This is a genomic window from Algoriphagus faecimaris, from assembly GCF_900101705.1.
GTDB lineage: Bacteria > Bacteroidota > Bacteroidia > Cytophagales > Cyclobacteriaceae > Algoriphagus > Algoriphagus faecimaris.
The window spans coordinates 70461-85552 of the sequence record NZ_FNAC01000014.1 but is presented as its reverse complement, the minus strand read 5'-3'; the positions used below and the strand labels follow the sequence as shown (position 1 = coordinate 85552).

Sequence of the window (15092 nt, the reverse complement as noted above, 5' to 3'; positions counted from 1 at the left end):
CTTATCGATCAAAGAACGACCTCCTTCTTGATACTTTGAGGTCCTGTAGGATACTGGACTTGACTCGAATATCGATGTTGTAGGAGGTAAATCGACCGAAAGGAACCCAATTGACATTCATCTGCCAGCAATGCAAGTCTCGAGCGATTCCAATCATAGATTGGGTGATATTTTTAGCTTGAATATCCACTCCTGTGCTGAAGTTGATTTTCCATTTTTCAGACAAAGAAACATCGCCTGACAGGTTCATCGCTTGTGTTATGTTGGTGTTTCCATTGGTCTGTCTACTGTAGGCAAGGTTGTAGCCTACTGTCAGGTTCCAAGGAATATTCCAGTCGATGTATTGACTGGGGTCATTGACTATTTGATTGATTTGACTCTCCACAAATTCATTCATCTGACCCCCTTGTTGGAGAAACTGATTGGTCAATTCATCCCGAACTTCATTGGGGTTTTGGGTATTTCCGGGATTGATCGATGCATTCATATTAAGTGAGGCATTTCGGATCGTACCAAGCCCTTGTCCGCTTTTCCAGGCAAATTGATTGACCCGACGAACTATTTCATTACCCGAAGTATTGGTGAAGGTTCGTGTAGCATAGGGGTCTAAATTACTACTAAGGTTGATGGATAATTTTCGATCGAAAAAGCTGGTTCTAGCACTGATATTGAAATTAGAAAGCTGGAAAGAATCCGCTGCAAAATTGTAGGATGAATTAATACTCAGGTTTTCCAGTAATGGTATTTTTTTGGTACTTGCTTCTGCAGTGCTATCCTCGTCGGTTTTGATTTTGGCCTCCAATACACTTCTCAAGGACATTGTCAGAGACCTGGCTTCACCCTGAGGTGCACCTCCGAAAATAAACCCTTGATGTCTATTGTATAGCCTTGTGTCGCCGTTTGCATTATTCTGGACGCGTTGGAAGTATCCAAAGGATTCATCTGTAAAATCGGGAGTGTAGCTAAAGCCAAAAGTAGGCTGCAAATGCTGTCTTATGGTTTGTATTTTGCCCTTTTTGAAATTGAAAAATCCATAGACATTGGTATTCAAATTGAATGAGCTGGTATAAAAAGTCACTCGATTAAAGCCGTTTTCGACGATTTGATCGACCCTCTCGGAGGCAGGGTTGTAGAAGTAGCTTAACCTTTGCAAATACCAAAGTTCGGTGATGTTAGCCGATGCGGCTGCAGTGAAATATTTGAAGAGGTTGAAGGTCGACTGAACTGGGATTCGGTGCTGTGCACCGTTATTTGCATTTCGCAATAATAGGCCAAAGTTGTCAGGCGTGAATGGAATTAACTGAGGTGTATTATTTCCGCCAAGCTCTGGATCAATGGGCGAGGGGGGTTGAATTCTGTTAGAAATTGAGTTTTGGAAATCAAAATTCCAGGCAATGTTAAGGGTTTTGAGCGGCTCAAATTTCACGTTCTGAAAAGGGTTCTGCCTGTTCATACTCACATTGAGCGTCGGTAATCGAAGCCTGACTTCTCCTGTACTGACAGATTGGGAATGCTGCATACTTGAGGAGAGCGAAAATGGGGTACCGGCAAACTGTTTGGTATAGTTGACAGACGATTGGAGATCCGACTGAATATTATTTTGAAAGTTGGTGGGATTTACCACATTGTTAAAGTAGCTGGTGCTTCCTGCATTGACAGATGCTGAAAATCTACCTGTTCCCCGGCTCTCAGGAGTATGATTCCAAGTCACACGAAAGGTTCGGGTATCCAGAGGGTTTTCATCAGTTTCTGCGGACTTGATGATTTGATAGTCTAGATTGAATCCCCCACTGTAGCGATATCTTTTCTTGTAAACCGATTGAGATTTGACTCCCCAGCTTCCTTTGGAATAGATATCCCCTGTAACTCTCGCGTGGATAAAGTCATTGAAAGCAAAATAGTATCCAAAATCCCTCAGAAATAAGCCTCGGACTTGTTCTTCCCCGTAGCTAGGGAAAATAATTCCAGAAGCTTTTTCTTCAGGCGTATTCGGGATGATACCAAAGGGCAGTCCCAGCGGTGTAGGGATGCCGTTAAAGTACAGATTGAATGGTCCGGATACGATCTGCTTTCCTTCGATTGATTTGAGTTTGTTAGAGGAGATATGCCAGTGCGGCTCGGTCAGCTTGCAGGTAGTATAATAGCCATGGTCAAGGTAGATACTTCCATCATCGGTTTTTTTGATGGTTTCTCCTCTCAGGATTCCATCCTGCTGCTCGGTGACGACATCTTTGATGATGGCCTTTTGAGTTTTGAAATTATAGCGCATCTCCTTTCTGATTTCATAGACCTGATTGCCGTCTTTGAAGAAAGGGTTGCCATTGATATTTCCCAAACTATCCGTGACTCCACTTGCATAAAGCTCTGATTTTTCCCAATCGATGACTATCACATCTGCATCGAGTCTCATCTGACCGTATTCAAACCATGCTTCCTTGTATAGGTAGAGCTTATTGGTCAAAAAATCAGCAATGATACTATCTTCCGCATGATAGGTAATTTCTGAGGTGATGCTACTCCTAGGCACAATTTTTGCCGAATCAGTTAATGCAAGCGTATCTGCAGCAATTGAAAGTGTATCCGGTATTTCTACACGAGGTAGTCCCAAGGTATCGGGAGCCCTGAGGGGTTTTTCCAAAGCCCGACCACTTCGCTGAGCAAGTACCTGCTCTGGCAAAATGAGTAAGGATAAAAAACAAAATAAAAGGAGCCTAAATCCCTGCACTGTTGCTTGCGCTTTAGATAATTTGAGTGAAATTTCGCGTAAAGTTAATTTTATTGCCCTCATGGAACGGCCCAAAAACAAAAAATTTATTCTAAGTCTGATTTTATTAATTCCATTTGTCTTTGGAGGTTTTATTCCTAATGAAACGATGATGCCTGCTTTTAGGATGAAAAAAATCGTATTAGATGCAGGTCATGGAGGCAAAGATCCTGGTAATCTGGGATCTAGGTCTCGAGAGAAAGACATCAACCTTGCTGTAACGCTACTGGTAGGGAAGTATATCGAGGAAAACTTGCCTGATGTGGAGGTCGTGTACACGCGAAAAGATGACAGCTTCCCAACTTTGAAAGAAAGACCCCAAATCGCCAATAATAATAAAGCAGATCTCTTTGTATCCATTCATAGCAACTCGGCCGCGAATAAATCTGCTTTTGGGACGGAGACCTTTGTGATGGGTACCAAGCATTTCGAAGCTAATTTTGACATAGTCAAAAGAGAAAATTCGGTAATTCTTTTGGAGGATAATTATGAGGAAAACTACGAAGGTTTTGATCCCACTTCTCCTGAATCCTACATGATGTTTAATTTGATGTCAAAGGTTTATTTTGAAAATTCAGTGACACTGGCCGATCAAATCGAAACCCAATTCAAAAATAGAGTAGGTCGTAAGAGCCGAGGAGTCAAGCAGGGACCATTTTATGTGCTATGGACCCCATCCATGCCTTCTGTTTTGGTGGAGTTGGGATTCCTTTCCAATTCAAATGAAGAACGCTTTCTGATGAGTAAGACCGGGCAGGAATACATGGCCTCGGCAATTTTCCGATCTATCCGAGACTATAAAAATCAAATCGAAGGAAAATGATTTTATTTTGAAAGTCAGACTTTTAGCCCTTTTCTAGTGTAGGAAAGGGCTTTGTTGTTTAGCATAAACCAAACTTCCTTTTGTAGATTGGAGTTTGAAATAAATAAACCCAAATAGTAATTATGAGCCAAACAGCTACTTCAGTGTCATTTGATGCTCTTTTGACCACTCTCCAAGAAAAATCAAAACGAGTCAGTCAAGGAGGTGGTCCCAAGCGGATTGCCAAAGAACATGAAAAAGGAAAATTGACGGCAAGAGAACGAATCGCTTATTTAATCGATAAGGAGTCTGAGTTTTTAGAAATCGGAGAATTTGCCGCCGATGGTATGTATGAAGAGGAGGGAGGCTGCCCTTCTGCCGGGGTAGTCACCGGGATAGGGTATGTCAGTGGTAGAATGGTAGTCATCGTAGCAAATGACGCTACAGTGAAGGCGGGAGCTTGGTTTCCCATGACTGCCAAAAAGAACCTCCGAGCCCAAGAAGTGGCCATGGAAAATAAATTACCTATCATTTACCTCGTCGATAGTGCAGGGGTATTTCTGCCTATGCAAAATGAAATTTTTCCGGATAAGGAGCATTTTGGTAGACAGTTTAGAAATAATGCAAAAATGTCCTCCCTCGGAATTATCCAAGTAGCCGCTATCATGGGCAGCTGCGTGGCGGGAGGCGCCTACCTCCCCATCATGTCTGATGAGGCTATGATTGTGGATAAGACAGGCTCGATTTTTCTTGCAGGGTCTTATCTAGTCAAGGCGGCTATTGGAGAGACGGTCGATAATGAAACTCTAGGAGGTGCTACTACCCACTCCGAAATTTCCGGTGTAACCGACAACAAATACGACACAGACCAAGATTGTCTGAATGCCATCAAGCGAATTTTCGATAAACTGGGCGCTAGTGAAAAAGCAGGGTTTGATAGGACAGAATCTCAGAAGCCAGCTTATTCAGCGGATGAGCTTTTGCAAAAATTTCCATTGGATCGTGTAAAGCCATACGATATGCTCGAAATTATTCGTGGATTGGTCGATGGAGGAGAACTGGACGAATACAAAAAAGACTATGGCAAGACCCTCATCTGTGCTACGGCAAGAATAGATGGCTGGGCTGTGGGAATCGTAGCCAATCAGCGGAAAATTGTTAAAACGGCCAAAGGTGAAATGCAGATGGGAGGAGTGATTTATTCAGACTCGGCTGATAAAGCTGCCCGTTTTATCATGAATTGTAATCAACGGAAAATTCCTCTTGTGTTCCTTCAAGATGTCAGTGGATTCATGGTAGGAAGTAAGGCGGAACATGGAGGAATTATCAAAGACGGAGCCAAGATGGTCAATGCCATGGCCAACTCGGTGGTCCCAAAATTCACAATAATCGTAGGCAATTCTTACGGGGCGGGTAACTATGCCATGTGTGGCAAAGCCTACGATCCGCGCTTGATCTACTCCTGGCCCACAGCTCAAATGGCTGTCATGTCGGGTGCCTCTGCCGCAAAAACACTGCTTCAAATCAAAGTGTCTTCACTAAAAAAGGCAGGTAAACAAGAAATTACACCAGAAGAAGAGAAACAACTGCTTAAAGAAATTACCGATAAGTACAATGAGGAGTTGAGTCCTTATTATGCTGCTGCCCGTTTATGGGTAGATGGAGTGATAGATCCTAGAGAAACCAGAAAGGTCATCAGTATGGGGATAGCAGCTGCTAATCATTCCCCGATCACCGAGCGATTTAATGTAGGAGTGATCCAAACCTAATCAAAAATCAGTAATTTAAGTTGGTCTAATTTGAGATTTGATGAGTGATCTGAATACAAATGAATTGCATGCCTTAGTATCCCTTTTGGATGATACAGATGCAGAGGTACGTAATCATGTAAGAGATAAAATCTTCTCCTTGGGCACGGAGATTATTCCTTTTCTGGAAGAGTCTTGGGAGAAGAGCTTTAATCCAGAGATCCAAAAGGAAATCGAAACGCTCGTTCATGAGCTCCAATTTTCACTACTCCGGACCAGACTCGAAAACTGGAAAAGCAGTGAGGATCGTGACCTCCTCACTGGCCTTTGGATCATTAACACCTATCAGTACCCTGATTTGGAATTTGAAAAGCTCAATGCCGAAATGCATCAAATTTATTTTGAGGTATGGACAGCATTCAAAAATGACTTGGGACCCTACGATCAGATTCGAATTATCAACAATGTCCTCTTCAATACGCTGAGATTTTCTGCGAATACCAAAAATTTTCATTCTCCATCCAATAGCATGCTAGCGTCAGTATTGGATACTAAAAAAGGAAATCCCATTTCCCTATGTGCCATTTATCTCCTCGTTGCTCAAAAACTCGGTCTTCCAATCTACGGAGTCAACCTGCCTAATCTCTTTGTGCTTACCTACAAGTCTGAGGATATTACGTTCTATATCAATGCATTTAACAAGGGTTTGATTTTCAGACGACAGGATATCTACAATTATCTGGAGCACCTTAAAATAGAACCGAAAGACGTGTTTTTCGAGCCTACGGATTCCTATCAGATTATCCTGAGGTCACTGCGAAATCTCAGTCATTCTTTCGAAAAACTAGGTGAAGTGGAAAAAGTAGAGGAAATCAAAGCAATGATCCAGATTCTGGAATCCTAAAAACTTTTGACATTACAGCCTGTCGGGCGTACCTGTGAGGGACTGGGTTTTTCGCCCTTTAGCAATTGGTTAAGGGCTCTCTCCAGGTATTTATCGGATACCGCGGCTTCCGCTTGAGGATTATTGTCAATAGCTCCTCTGTAGAAAATCTCCAGCCCCTCTTCATTTTTTACAAGGACGATGACTTCGGGTACCTTGGTAATCTCCCAATGCTTAACTAGCTTCAGTTCCTCATCGATCAGGTAGTTCATATTGATACCAGACTCATCGATATAATTTTTAAGTGTTTGCTCCAGTTGATAATTGCTTTCAGCAGTTGGGTTGATCAACGCAAAATCAATTCCCTGATTTTGAAAAGTGCTTCTGAGAGCTTTGATCCTTCCTTCATACATTTTCGCAAAAGGACAATCCAAACTGTGAAATATCAATACCAAGGCCTTTTGTTTTAAGAGGCTTTCAATGGAAATAGACTTCCCACTTATCGCGTCGATTCGCTCAGTGGAGCCTATATTCTGGCCCCAGCTAGAAAATTGAAACGAGGCGAGTAAGAGTACAGCAATAAGATATTTCATACTTATATAATTTTTTCTTTAATGGCCACATCATGCTCGATTTTACCATCATTTACCAAATGGTGTAAGTGAGCACAGTCTGATCCAGCACTCGGGCACGCACTTGAAAATGATGGTCATCATGATCAGTACCGTAGATTTTACCCCAAATAGCGTTGCTCTTTTTATCAAAGGGTTCAAGAAGAATATTTTCCCGAAATGAAATCCCACGTTTCCCTTGACATTTGAAGATGGACTCCTTAGCAGACCAAGCTAAGGTATAATGAACGGGATCTTTTTCCAGAAAATCTACCTCGGCAGGGTCCAAGAATCGGTATCCTATTTTCAGGATTTTCTCACGAACCAAGTCCATATCAATTCCCACAGGAGTATCTTGATGGAAAATCGCCGCAGCCATGCCCTCAGTGTGAGTAAGCGAGACAAACCCATTTCCATTCATCGCTAAGGACTTTCCATGTTCGTCTTTGAAAAAGCCCGGATAAGGCAAATGAAAAGTATCTAAAGTATCTTTTATAGCTATTCTAGCAGTGGCCCATTCCTTTCTTTTTTCTTCATGAGAAATATTAGCTAGGGAAAGTTTCTCCCTAAAACTCAGAAATTCCAAGTGTTCTATGGCTTGTTCTTCAATTATCTTGATAGCCAAGGCTGAAGAAGAATCTATTTTTTCTATTTTTGTTTGCATAGCTCAAAAGGGTGATGCTTTTGTAGAAGCCAATATATGGGAAAAATTCTGGTAAATAAATCTCGAACACTGACTGGACACAATGATTGCATCTATGCACTTGTGGAGGGCAGTGATCCTCGTTTTTTCTATACAGGTTCAGGGGATGGAATGGTGGTCGAATGGGACCTAGACGATCCTGAAGACGGAAAACTCATTGCCAAGCTTCCCCATTCCGTCTATGCCTTGGGCATTGATAGGGTCAGAAATTGGCTGGTTGTAGGGCATAATTTCGAAGGGATCCACATCATAGATCTAGAGGAAAACAAAGAAATATGGTCCCTGAAAATAACCGATCAGGCGATTTTTGACATCAAGGTAATCGGAGACGAAATACTGGTAGGCACGGGAGACGGGGTTTTGATTTTGGTAGATATGGAGACCAAAGCAATCAAAAGACATATCAAACTCAGCTCAAAAAGTATCCGTGTCATGGCTTTTGCCCAGGATAAAAAGCACTTAGCGCTTGGGCTGTCCGATCATACCATAAAAATCCTCGATCAGTCCAAAGAATATCAACCGATCAGCAACCTTATCGGTCATAGCAATTCAGTTTTTGCGCTGGGCTACTCGCCCGACGAAAAGACCTTAATCAGTGGGGCCCGGGATGCGCATTTGAAATTTTGGGATACTCAGGAGTACCAACTCGACGAAAATATCATTGCTCACATGTTTGCCATTAATTATTTATCCTTCAGAGAAGATGGCAAATACCTCGTCACCTGCTCTATGGATAAATCCATCAAGGTATGGGATGTAGAAGAGCGAAAACTTCTCAAAGTCATCGATAGAGCAAGAAATGCCGGACACGGCACCTCAATAAATAAAGTAGTCTGGAGTAGTTATTCACAGCAGGTAATCGCTATCTCCGATGACCGTACCATATCCATTTGGAACATTGAATCCCCTAATCCATGAAAATCACACCCGCCGCTATACGACAGCAATCATTTGAAACCGCTTTTCGAGGTTATGAAAAAAAAGAAGTCAGTTCCTTTCTGGATGAAATAAGCCAAGTAGTAGAACAACTTCATCAGGAAAACTTGGAGCTGAAAAGCAAGTTGCAGCAAGTCGAGTCTGAGGCAAAGCGACTCAAAGATGTGGAAGATTCGCTTTTTAGAACTCTGAAAACAGCAGAAGATACCGGAGCCGAAATCATTCAAGAGGCCAATGAGGCAGCAGATCAAATCATAGCTGAAGCCAATGAAACAGCTACCAATTCCACCCAGCATGTCAACCAAATGATGGCAGAAGCAAAGAAAAAGGTGGAAGAGCAGGCTGCCACTATTCTTGCTGCGGCCGAACTCAAAGCCAAGGAAACAATCGTGGAGCTGAGAGAAAGTATGCAAGGGCTAGTGAGATCTTATGAAGGACTTGCTGAGCAAAGAGAAGCCTTGGTAAAAAGCTTGAAGCGAATATCTCAAGATACCCTCAATCAAATCGACCTTTCCGAGGCGCATTTCTCCAGAATCGATGCCAAAGCCCATCAGAGAGCTATAGACGAATTGAGTCGTTCTCAAGCTTTTACTTTTGCTAATTTGGATCACCTCACCTCCCAAATCAATCAGCATGTGGAGTACGCTCCTGAAGTCAATACGGAGGATCCCATCGCCGAAATGGAAATAATCGAAGAGGAATTGGAAATCGAACTTCATGATGCTTCGCCTGACGTCAAGCCTGATGAGGAAGAGTCCTTAGAGGATCAGCAGTCAGTGGCGAGTAGCTCTGAAGAAGAAGTGAGTATATCTGAATCTGATCAAAGTGAAGAAAAGCAAGAAAAAGCAGAAGAAGATGAACTGACAAAAAATCAGGAAAAAAGTAAAACTCCAGCGGCTGAATCCAAAGCTGAACCTGAAGAAAAAGAGGAAGATCCCAAGAAGCAATCCGGTTCATTTTTTGACCAATTTGACTAATGGGAAAAGTAGCGCTTGAAGGAATAGAGTTTCATGCCTATCATGGAGCTTACCCCGAAGAATCCATCTTAGGAAATCGCTTCACCTTGGACTTAGAACTTGAGACTGATTTCAAGGAAGCCATGCTTCACGATGAGCTTAGTGCCACGGTGGATTATTCAAAACTGTATAAATTAATCAAAGCCAGAATGGACGTCAAAGTCAAGCTTTTGGAACATTTAGGCCATATGATAGTAAGTGATATTTTGGAGGCCTATCCCAAGACTAAGCAAGTCCGACTGACCCTGAAAAAGCACGGACCTGCTTTAGGAGGCTTGGTAAAGTACTCTGCTGTTCAGATTCAATACCCCGAAGACTATGCGTAGTTTTTTATTGCTTTTGCTGAGTTTTTCTTTCGCTGTTTCCTCTGCCCTGAGTCAAGGGCTCGCCTATCAGGTATTTGATCCCTCTGGCAATAAAATTACCTTCGCCAAAATGATGGCTGAAGTGAAACAAGCTGATGTCATTTTCTTTGGAGAACTTCATGACAATAGTCTCGCACACTGGCTTCAGCTGCAAGTGTTGAAGGAGCTTTCCAAAGCAAATCCCGATCTGGTTTTTGCATCAGAGTTTTTTGAGCGGGATGATCAGCTGATCATAGAGGAATGGATGGCAGGCAAAATCACAGATAAAAACTTTGAAGTGGAGGCCAAGTTGTGGAATAATTACTCCACTGACTACAAGCCGCTCATGCTATTTGCCAAAGAAAATCAGATTCCATTTATAGCAGCCAATGTTCCCCGCCGATACGCTTCTCTAGTGAGCAGGTCTGGTTTATTAGCTTTAGATTCCCTCAGCGATTCGGCAAAGGCCTATTTTGCGAAGCTTCCCATTGAGGTAGATATGAACCTGCCCGGCTATGCAGCCATGAAAGGAATGATGCATGGCGCTCCGGGTAACTCCGACTATATGATACAGGCGCAAGCCCTGAAAGACGCAACCATGGCAGAGTCGCTTTTTGCCTATTTGAGGGATCAAAAACAAGTATTTCACGTCAATGGCTCCTACCATAGCAAGGAAGGAGAGGGGATACTGTGGTATTTGAAAAGAGAGCTTCCCACCATCAAAATAATCAATATTCACACCGTAGAGCAGGATCAGCTGGAGCACTTGGATGACCAAAATACGAATGGAGGTGAATTTATTTTGGTTCTTCCTAAAGACTCCCATAAATCTTATTGACACATGTATTCCAAAGCCGAAACTTCCCGAATCCGTAAGGAATTTTGGATACGATTTGGTCAATACATGAAACCCGTGCCCAATGCAGCGGGACGCCGTATCAACTGGCCTAACTACAAAACCGGAGTAAAGGACATTTATTTTCGGATGAGAGCGGAGCGGGATTTTGCTTCAATCGGTATAGAAATCACCCATTCCGACACAGAATTGCAGGAGCTTTTTTATGATCAGTTTATGCAGTTTAAGCGAATTTTGGAAAACCAAGTTGGGGAGGAGTGGACTTGGAAGCTGCATCAGGAAAATGAATTTGGACAATTCATCTCAAAAGTCGAAAAGGTGAAAGAGGGGCTGAATGTTATGGAGGAAAAGGATTGGCCGGAGATAATTTCTTTTCTCAAACCAAGAATTATCGCCTTGGATGAATTTTGGGATTTGGTCAAGCCGGGATTTGAAAATTATTAGTGAAAATCAAGCCCAACTTTTATAGATTAATTTTTCTCAAGTACTTACCTCAATCCAGCGATCAATTCATCAAGGGTGGTTTTTAGGACCTTGGTATTGAGCACTCCATTGGCCGTTAAGATACCCGTTCCTGTTCCCATCCATAATACTTCATTAGTTTTTGCGTCTTGGATGAGGAAAATCACTTTTCCGTATTTTCCTGGTACCTGATAAGGTGGGGAGTAAGGACTGTTACCCGTTAACCCCACACCGCCACTATAGCCCAGTTCTTCTTTTTCGTAATTGATGGAGGCGATTACGCTTTGAACCAAAAGTTCAGGATGCTCCTCAACTTCGAGTAATCCATTTTCCAGCAATTTCTTCTCAAAATATTTATTCAGCTGCACGATATCCTTAGAAGCGTCTGATTTGGTTATAACCTTAAAGGTCTTCTTATTGGATAGATCAATAGGTTTGCTGACAAGATCGTACTCCAATTGATCAGGGGAGTTTTTACTGCTATCGGCAGTAATGGAGTCGGTGACTTTGCAAGAGGCAAAAACAAAAAGGACAAGGGCAAGAAGGAGAAGGTTTTTCATGGTCAACGGGATCAGGCTAAATAATAAGATTTAATACGCTCTTTTTAACTTTTTGGTTACTAAAACCAGTTTATTTTCAAGGGTTTGAACTTGCCTTTACGAGTGTTTTTGATAATGCGACCTAAAGCGTTTTTTTGCTGTAGCTAAACTTTTCTATGCGGCTTACTCCTTTTTCACCCAATTCTACGGAGATAAGTAATTTCTCGCCTTTTCGCTCCATGGTCAATCCTTCAAACCAAGCTTTTTCCTCACCAAGCTCGATAAGTGAAAATGTCGTCCATTCTTCTTTTTCCTCCCAGCCGCTCAGATCGGGATTAAAGTGTTTGAGTTTTAAAGTGATGCTTTCTTCCTCTTGAATCAAATGCATGAACTCAGAGAAAACCAATTTTCCCTCTTTCCAAAATCGAAAGGTTCCAATCATCTGTCCATCCACTGCAGGCATCCAGACTTCCTCACACTCACCTCCCAGCCCTGTGCCAGCCCAATAGCCAACGAGCCATTGAAGTTTGCTAATTTTTCCTTTTCCAGGGATTTGGTGCTCGGAAGCTGTTTTGACCTCTTGGCCTTGGCAGATTAAGGCCATTGAGAGAAAGAAAACAAAAGGGAATATAGATTTCATCTGATCCAATTTTCACCGAATCTACAAAAAATCACTGATCGTGTCGCTTGGGAATATCTGGATTGACAAAAGTAAACCCACGAGCTTCATCACCTTCAAAAAAATCAATCTGCATGCCCATCAAAAACATGTAGTGTTTTTTTTCGATCAATACCGGAATCCCTTTGATTTCAAATTGCTGATCGTCCTCTTTGACTTTATCAAATCCTAAGGCATAGGCCATTCCGCCACATCCTCCGCCTTTGACTCCTACTCGGAGATGGTATTCTGCAGGAATATTTTTGTGGGCCATGATATTTTTGATCTCAGCTTCTGCTTTTTCGGTGATGGTAATCGGTACGAGCATGCTATTCGAATGATTTTGGCAAGAAATTGGTTCGCAATGGGAATCAAATTTACACAGACTTCCGTTTTTAGGACGGGATAAATTTTGGATATTCGAACTTAATTAACCCAATGATGGAATACTTGATTGATTTATTGAAAATTTTGCTTCCCGCAGGCGTAGTGCTCTATGGGATGTATCTGGTGATCGTATCTTTTATCGCCAAGGATCGCGAAAAAATGTTAATCGATCTAAAGACACAAAATACCCAAGTTGTCCTTCCCGTCCGACTTCAAGCTGCTGAACGCTTGAGCTTACTGCTCGAGCGAATCACCCCCAACCATCTCGTAAGAAGAATCAATTCAGGAGGAATGACTGCAGCTGAGTTGCACACTGTTTTATTAAGCGAGGTCAGAGAGGAGTTTAGCCACAATTTTTCTCAGCAGGTATATTTTTCCGAAGAGACTTGGGAGGCAGTCAAAAGAGCAGTGGAGGAAGTGACGACCATCATTAACTTGAGTCGACAGAGCTTAGACAAGGAAGCAAGTGGAATGGACTTGGCAAAAGCTATATTTGCACAGTCGCTCGAGCGAAAAAACGATGCGATTGCCTATGCCCTCAAGCAGGTCAAGTCAGAAATCAATATTTATTTTTAATTCTATAACTTATGAGTGAACTCACATCAAAAGCCGGCCAAATGCTCGATAAAGCCAAATCCCTTTATGGAAAACAAGTGGAAGCCCTTGCCAGACAGGAGGGGAAAGTTAGAGAATTGATTGCTAATGTGGCCAACAAACTAGCGGGCATTAAAAACAACCCTCGGATCAAGAAACTTATTGAGCCTGTTGCTGTATTTATTCGGATGATCAAGGCCCACTTTGCCGGACATCATAAATTATCGTCTACCACATTGGGTCTGATTATCTTGGCCTTGGTATATTTCCTTTCACCGGTGGATATTATCCCCGACTTTTTGGGTTTTTTCGGTTATGCCGATGATCTTTCTGTTATTTTGGCAGTTTATGCCAAGGTAAAAGATGAAATAGATCAATTTTTGGATTGGGAGCGAACTCAGATTTGATCATGGCTGTTTATCTCCAAAATCTAAAGTAGATGTTGGATCAAGTAGTGCAAGTACATAAGATTATGCCGGAAGTGGTCGCTGAGGCCATGACTTATATCGAATACAAAGACCTTGTCGATACACTTTTTTCGCAGGGCAAAACCACCGGGCCAAATCAGTCTGAGGCTTATTTGGAGTATACCCAAATGGCTATACAGCGAATGAAACGCTGGGATAAGACCATCAAAATCGATTCTGAGATAGCGGATAAAGTAAAGCAGCTTCCTCCTCAGGTGTGGATGGTGATTACGGAGGCTTGGTGTGGAGACGCTGCTCAGACAATCCCTTACATGGTCAAGTTGGCAGAATTCAATCCGGATATACAGCTTCGATTTATTCTTCGAGATGAGTATCCCGAGATTATGGATCTTTACCTTACTAATGGAGCCCGTTCGATTCCAAAGTTGGTTTCACTCAGCCCTGGACTACAAAAAAATTATTTTACATGGGGTCCAAAGCCTGCCATCCTGATGGAGAAGCAGCGTGAATTTAAATCAGACCCTAAGGGGAAAACATTTAAGGAATTCGTACAGGAGGTTCACCTTTGGTATGCTAGAGATAAAAACCATACCTTGGGAAAAGAACTCACAGCTTGCTTTGATCAAGCCTTTGATTTATGAAAATAGCAATACTCTCCGGTACTTCCGGTTTGATCGGGATGCAGCTTTTGCATCAACTTTTGAAAAACAGTAAAGTCGACTATGTTTTGAGTGTGGGTAGGCGGAAACTTGCCCTTAAGCATCAAAAATTGATTCAGCTGGAAGGGAATATGACCGACTTGGAGTTTTGGGACTGGCAGGATCAAATCAACTCGCAATCTTTGGGAGGTGAATATCAAGCTTTGGTTTCGGCGATTGAATCAGGAGAAGCAGCCATTTTGGGTTTTTGCTCCTTGGGTACCACGATCAAAAATGCCGGTTCGAAAGAAGCTTTTTATGCCGTGGACCATGACCTTGTCTTATTCTTTGCCAAGTGGCTCAAAAAGCTGGGATGTTCTAAGTTTATGGTAGTTTCGGCCATGGGTGCAGATGCTACATCTTCCATTTTTTACAATCAGGTCAAAGGAAAGACTGAAAATGATCTTCAGGAGGTGGGCTTAGAGCAGCTCCATATCTTTCGTCCCTCTTTGCTGCTTGGAAACCGGTCGGAGTTCAGGTTTGGAGAGCAAGTGGCAAGCATTCTGATGAAGCCTTTGGTTTGGCTTAGCTTGTTTAAAAATTTCAGACCCATTTATGATCATCAAGTAGCCAAGTCAATGGTGAAGGTGGCATTGGGAGAGAAGAATTCCAAGTTTGAAATCTATAGTTCGGGCGATATGCAGGATTTAAGTAAGAAGTAAA

The 15092-nt window shown here is 42.3% G+C and carries 18 protein-coding genes; 12 read left to right on the top strand and 6 right to left on the bottom strand.

What is annotated here, in order from left to right; translation table 11 throughout:
- Position 1: 1 nt before the first annotated feature.
- A complete protein-coding gene (locus BLQ57_RS09340) occupies positions 2 to 2788 on the bottom strand; it encodes a putative LPS assembly protein LptD (protein ID WP_394331260.1) in 2787 nt (928 codons plus the stop codon).
- Between BLQ57_RS09340 and BLQ57_RS09335 the strand changes: the two genes are divergently transcribed.
- The 3 genes from BLQ57_RS09335 to BLQ57_RS09325 all read left to right on the top strand — a co-directional run bounded on the left by BLQ57_RS09335 (position 2787) and on the right by BLQ57_RS09325 (position 6218).
- Positions 2787 to 3587 (top strand): N-acetylmuramoyl-L-alanine amidase family protein, encoded by an 801-nt coding sequence (locus tag BLQ57_RS09335; protein WP_087938987.1) that lies wholly within the window; start codon positions 2787 to 2789, stop codon positions 3585 to 3587. The genes BLQ57_RS09340 and BLQ57_RS09335 overlap by 2 nt on opposite strands.
- 122 nt (positions 3588 to 3709) lie before the next feature.
- Entirely contained in the window at positions 3710 to 5335 is a 1626-nt protein-coding gene (locus BLQ57_RS09330) for an acyl-CoA carboxylase subunit beta (RefSeq protein WP_087938986.1), read from the top strand.
- Between the two features lie 40 nt (positions 5336 to 5375).
- Positions 5376 to 6218 carry a transglutaminase-like domain-containing protein gene (locus tag BLQ57_RS09325; protein ID WP_087938985.1) on the top strand — a complete coding sequence of 281 codons (843 nt, stop codon included), beginning with the start codon at positions 5376 to 5378 and terminating at the stop codon, positions 6216 to 6218.
- Here BLQ57_RS09325 and BLQ57_RS09320 read toward each other — a convergent pair.
- Together BLQ57_RS09320 and BLQ57_RS09315 are read right to left on the bottom strand one after the other, a co-directional pair.
- A complete protein-coding gene (locus BLQ57_RS09320; protein ID WP_087938984.1) occupies positions 6215 to 6790 on the bottom strand; it encodes a redoxin domain-containing protein in 576 nt (191 codons plus the stop codon). The genes BLQ57_RS09325 and BLQ57_RS09320 overlap by 4 nt on opposite strands.
- A 52-nt stretch (positions 6791 to 6842) precedes the next feature.
- Entirely contained in the window at positions 6843 to 7472 is a 630-nt protein-coding gene (locus BLQ57_RS09315) for a 4'-phosphopantetheinyl transferase family protein (RefSeq protein ID WP_087938983.1), read from the bottom strand.
- A gap of 36 nt (positions 7473 to 7508) precedes the next feature.
- On the opposite strand from BLQ57_RS09315, the gene BLQ57_RS09310 reads away from it, so the two are divergent.
- From BLQ57_RS09310 to BLQ57_RS09290, 5 genes are read left to right on the top strand one after another with little or no spacing between them, the layout of a single operon-like run.
- Positions 7509 to 8429, top strand: a complete 921-nt coding sequence (locus tag BLQ57_RS09310) for a WD40 repeat domain-containing protein (RefSeq protein ID WP_087938982.1) — start codon at positions 7509 to 7511, stop codon at positions 8427 to 8429.
- Positions 8426 to 9424 (top strand): DivIVA domain-containing protein, encoded by a 999-nt coding sequence (locus BLQ57_RS09305; protein WP_087938981.1) that lies wholly within the window; start codon positions 8426 to 8428, stop codon positions 9422 to 9424. Before BLQ57_RS09310 ends, BLQ57_RS09305 begins: the two co-directional genes overlap by 4 nt.
- Positions 9424 to 9789 carry a dihydroneopterin aldolase gene (folB, locus tag BLQ57_RS09300; protein WP_087938980.1) on the top strand — a complete coding sequence of 122 codons (366 nt, stop codon included), beginning with the start codon at positions 9424 to 9426 and terminating at the stop codon, positions 9787 to 9789. Before BLQ57_RS09305 ends, folB begins: the two co-directional genes overlap by 1 nt.
- A complete protein-coding gene (locus BLQ57_RS09295) occupies positions 9782 to 10645 on the top strand; it encodes a ChaN family lipoprotein (RefSeq protein ID WP_087938979.1) in 864 nt (287 codons plus the stop codon). Before folB ends, BLQ57_RS09295 begins: the two co-directional genes overlap by 8 nt.
- 3 nt (positions 10646 to 10648) lie before the next feature.
- Positions 10649 to 11107, top strand: coding sequence for a DUF4268 domain-containing protein (locus tag BLQ57_RS09290; protein ID WP_087938978.1), 459 nt, complete (start codon positions 10649 to 10651; stop codon positions 11105 to 11107).
- Positions 11108 to 11151: 44 nt separating this feature from the next.
- Here BLQ57_RS09290 and BLQ57_RS09285 read toward each other — a convergent pair whose 3' ends face one another.
- The 3 genes from BLQ57_RS09285 to BLQ57_RS09275 all read right to left on the bottom strand — a co-directional run bounded on the left by BLQ57_RS09285 (position 11152) and on the right by BLQ57_RS09275 (position 12650).
- The gene (locus BLQ57_RS09285) at positions 11152 to 11685 is read right to left on the bottom strand and encodes a DUF4136 domain-containing protein (RefSeq protein WP_087938977.1); all 534 of its coding nucleotides are present in this window, start codon (positions 11683 to 11685) and stop codon (positions 11152 to 11154) included.
- A gap of 121 nt (positions 11686 to 11806) precedes the next feature.
- Positions 11807 to 12304: a DUF6265 family protein gene (locus tag BLQ57_RS09280; RefSeq protein WP_240507777.1), complete on the bottom strand. Its 498-nt coding sequence runs from the start codon at positions 12302 to 12304 to the stop codon at positions 11807 to 11809.
- Positions 12305 to 12335: 31 nt separating this feature from the next.
- Positions 12336 to 12650 (bottom strand): HesB/IscA family protein, encoded by a 315-nt coding sequence (locus BLQ57_RS09275; RefSeq protein WP_087938975.1) that lies wholly within the window; start codon positions 12648 to 12650, stop codon positions 12336 to 12338.
- A gap of 110 nt (positions 12651 to 12760) precedes the next feature.
- Here BLQ57_RS09275 and BLQ57_RS09270 point away from each other — a divergent pair, with 110 nt between their 5' ends.
- The 4 genes from BLQ57_RS09270 to BLQ57_RS09255 are packed head-to-tail and all read left to right on the top strand — an operon-like array spanning position 12761 to position 15091.
- Positions 12761 to 13285, top strand: a complete 525-nt coding sequence (locus BLQ57_RS09270; protein WP_317042221.1) for a DUF7935 family protein — start codon at positions 12761 to 12763, stop codon at positions 13283 to 13285.
- A gap of 11 nt (positions 13286 to 13296) precedes the next feature.
- Positions 13297 to 13710, top strand: coding sequence for a YkvA family protein (locus BLQ57_RS09265; protein ID WP_087938974.1), 414 nt, complete (start codon positions 13297 to 13299; stop codon positions 13708 to 13710).
- Between the two features lie 32 nt (positions 13711 to 13742).
- Positions 13743 to 14372, top strand: a complete 630-nt coding sequence (locus tag BLQ57_RS09260) for a thioredoxin family protein (RefSeq protein WP_240507776.1) — start codon at positions 13743 to 13745, stop codon at positions 14370 to 14372.
- Positions 14369 to 15091, top strand: coding sequence for a Rossmann-fold NAD(P)-binding domain-containing protein (locus BLQ57_RS09255; RefSeq protein WP_087938973.1), 723 nt, complete (start codon positions 14369 to 14371; stop codon positions 15089 to 15091). The genes BLQ57_RS09260 and BLQ57_RS09255 overlap by 4 nt, the downstream gene beginning before the upstream one ends.
- Position 15092: the final 1 nt, after the last annotated feature.

What these genes read in the sequence shown, in the direction of transcription:
- BLQ57_RS09260 (WP_240507776.1), top strand. Translation starts at nt 13,743, where the DNA reads ATGTTGGATCAAGTAGTGCAAGTACATAAGATTATGCCGGAAGTGGTC.
- BLQ57_RS09280 (WP_240507777.1), bottom strand. Translation starts at nt 12,304, where the DNA reads ATGAAATCTATATTCCCTTTTGTTTTCTTTCTCTCAATGGCCTTAATC.
- BLQ57_RS09340 (WP_394331260.1), bottom strand. Translation starts at nt 2,788, where the DNA reads ATGAGGGCAATAAAATTAACTTTACGCGAAATTTCACTCAAATTATCT.
- BLQ57_RS09335 (WP_087938987.1), top strand. Translation starts at nt 2,787, where the DNA reads ATGGAACGGCCCAAAAACAAAAAATTTATTCTAAGTCTGATTTTATTA.
- BLQ57_RS09305 (WP_087938981.1), top strand. Translation starts at nt 8,426, where the DNA reads ATGAAAATCACACCCGCCGCTATACGACAGCAATCATTTGAAACCGCT.
- BLQ57_RS09285 (WP_087938977.1), bottom strand. Translation starts at nt 11,685, where the DNA reads ATGAAAAACCTTCTCCTTCTTGCCCTTGTCCTTTTTGTTTTTGCCTCT.
- BLQ57_RS09315 (WP_087938983.1), bottom strand. Translation starts at nt 7,472, where the DNA reads ATGCAAACAAAAATAGAAAAAATAGATTCTTCTTCAGCCTTGGCTATC.
- BLQ57_RS09265 (WP_087938974.1), top strand. Translation starts at nt 13,297, where the DNA reads ATGAGTGAACTCACATCAAAAGCCGGCCAAATGCTCGATAAAGCCAAA.
- BLQ57_RS09310 (WP_087938982.1), top strand. Translation starts at nt 7,509, where the DNA reads ATGGGAAAAATTCTGGTAAATAAATCTCGAACACTGACTGGACACAAT.
- BLQ57_RS09325 (WP_087938985.1), top strand. Translation starts at nt 5,376, where the DNA reads ATGAGTGATCTGAATACAAATGAATTGCATGCCTTAGTATCCCTTTTG.
- BLQ57_RS09275 (WP_087938975.1), bottom strand. Translation starts at nt 12,650, where the DNA reads ATGCTCGTACCGATTACCATCACCGAAAAAGCAGAAGCTGAGATCAAA.
- BLQ57_RS09255 (WP_087938973.1), top strand. Translation starts at nt 14,369, where the DNA reads ATGAAAATAGCAATACTCTCCGGTACTTCCGGTTTGATCGGGATGCAG.
- BLQ57_RS09330 (WP_087938986.1), top strand. Translation starts at nt 3,710, where the DNA reads ATGAGCCAAACAGCTACTTCAGTGTCATTTGATGCTCTTTTGACCACT.
- BLQ57_RS09290 (WP_087938978.1), top strand. Translation starts at nt 10,649, where the DNA reads ATGTATTCCAAAGCCGAAACTTCCCGAATCCGTAAGGAATTTTGGATA.
- folB (WP_087938980.1), top strand. Translation starts at nt 9,424, where the DNA reads ATGGGAAAAGTAGCGCTTGAAGGAATAGAGTTTCATGCCTATCATGGA.
- BLQ57_RS09320 (WP_087938984.1), bottom strand. Translation starts at nt 6,790, where the DNA reads ATGAAATATCTTATTGCTGTACTCTTACTCGCCTCGTTTCAATTTTCT.
- BLQ57_RS09295 (WP_087938979.1), top strand. Translation starts at nt 9,782, where the DNA reads ATGCGTAGTTTTTTATTGCTTTTGCTGAGTTTTTCTTTCGCTGTTTCC.
- BLQ57_RS09270 (WP_317042221.1), top strand. Translation starts at nt 12,761, where the DNA reads ATGATGGAATACTTGATTGATTTATTGAAAATTTTGCTTCCCGCAGGC.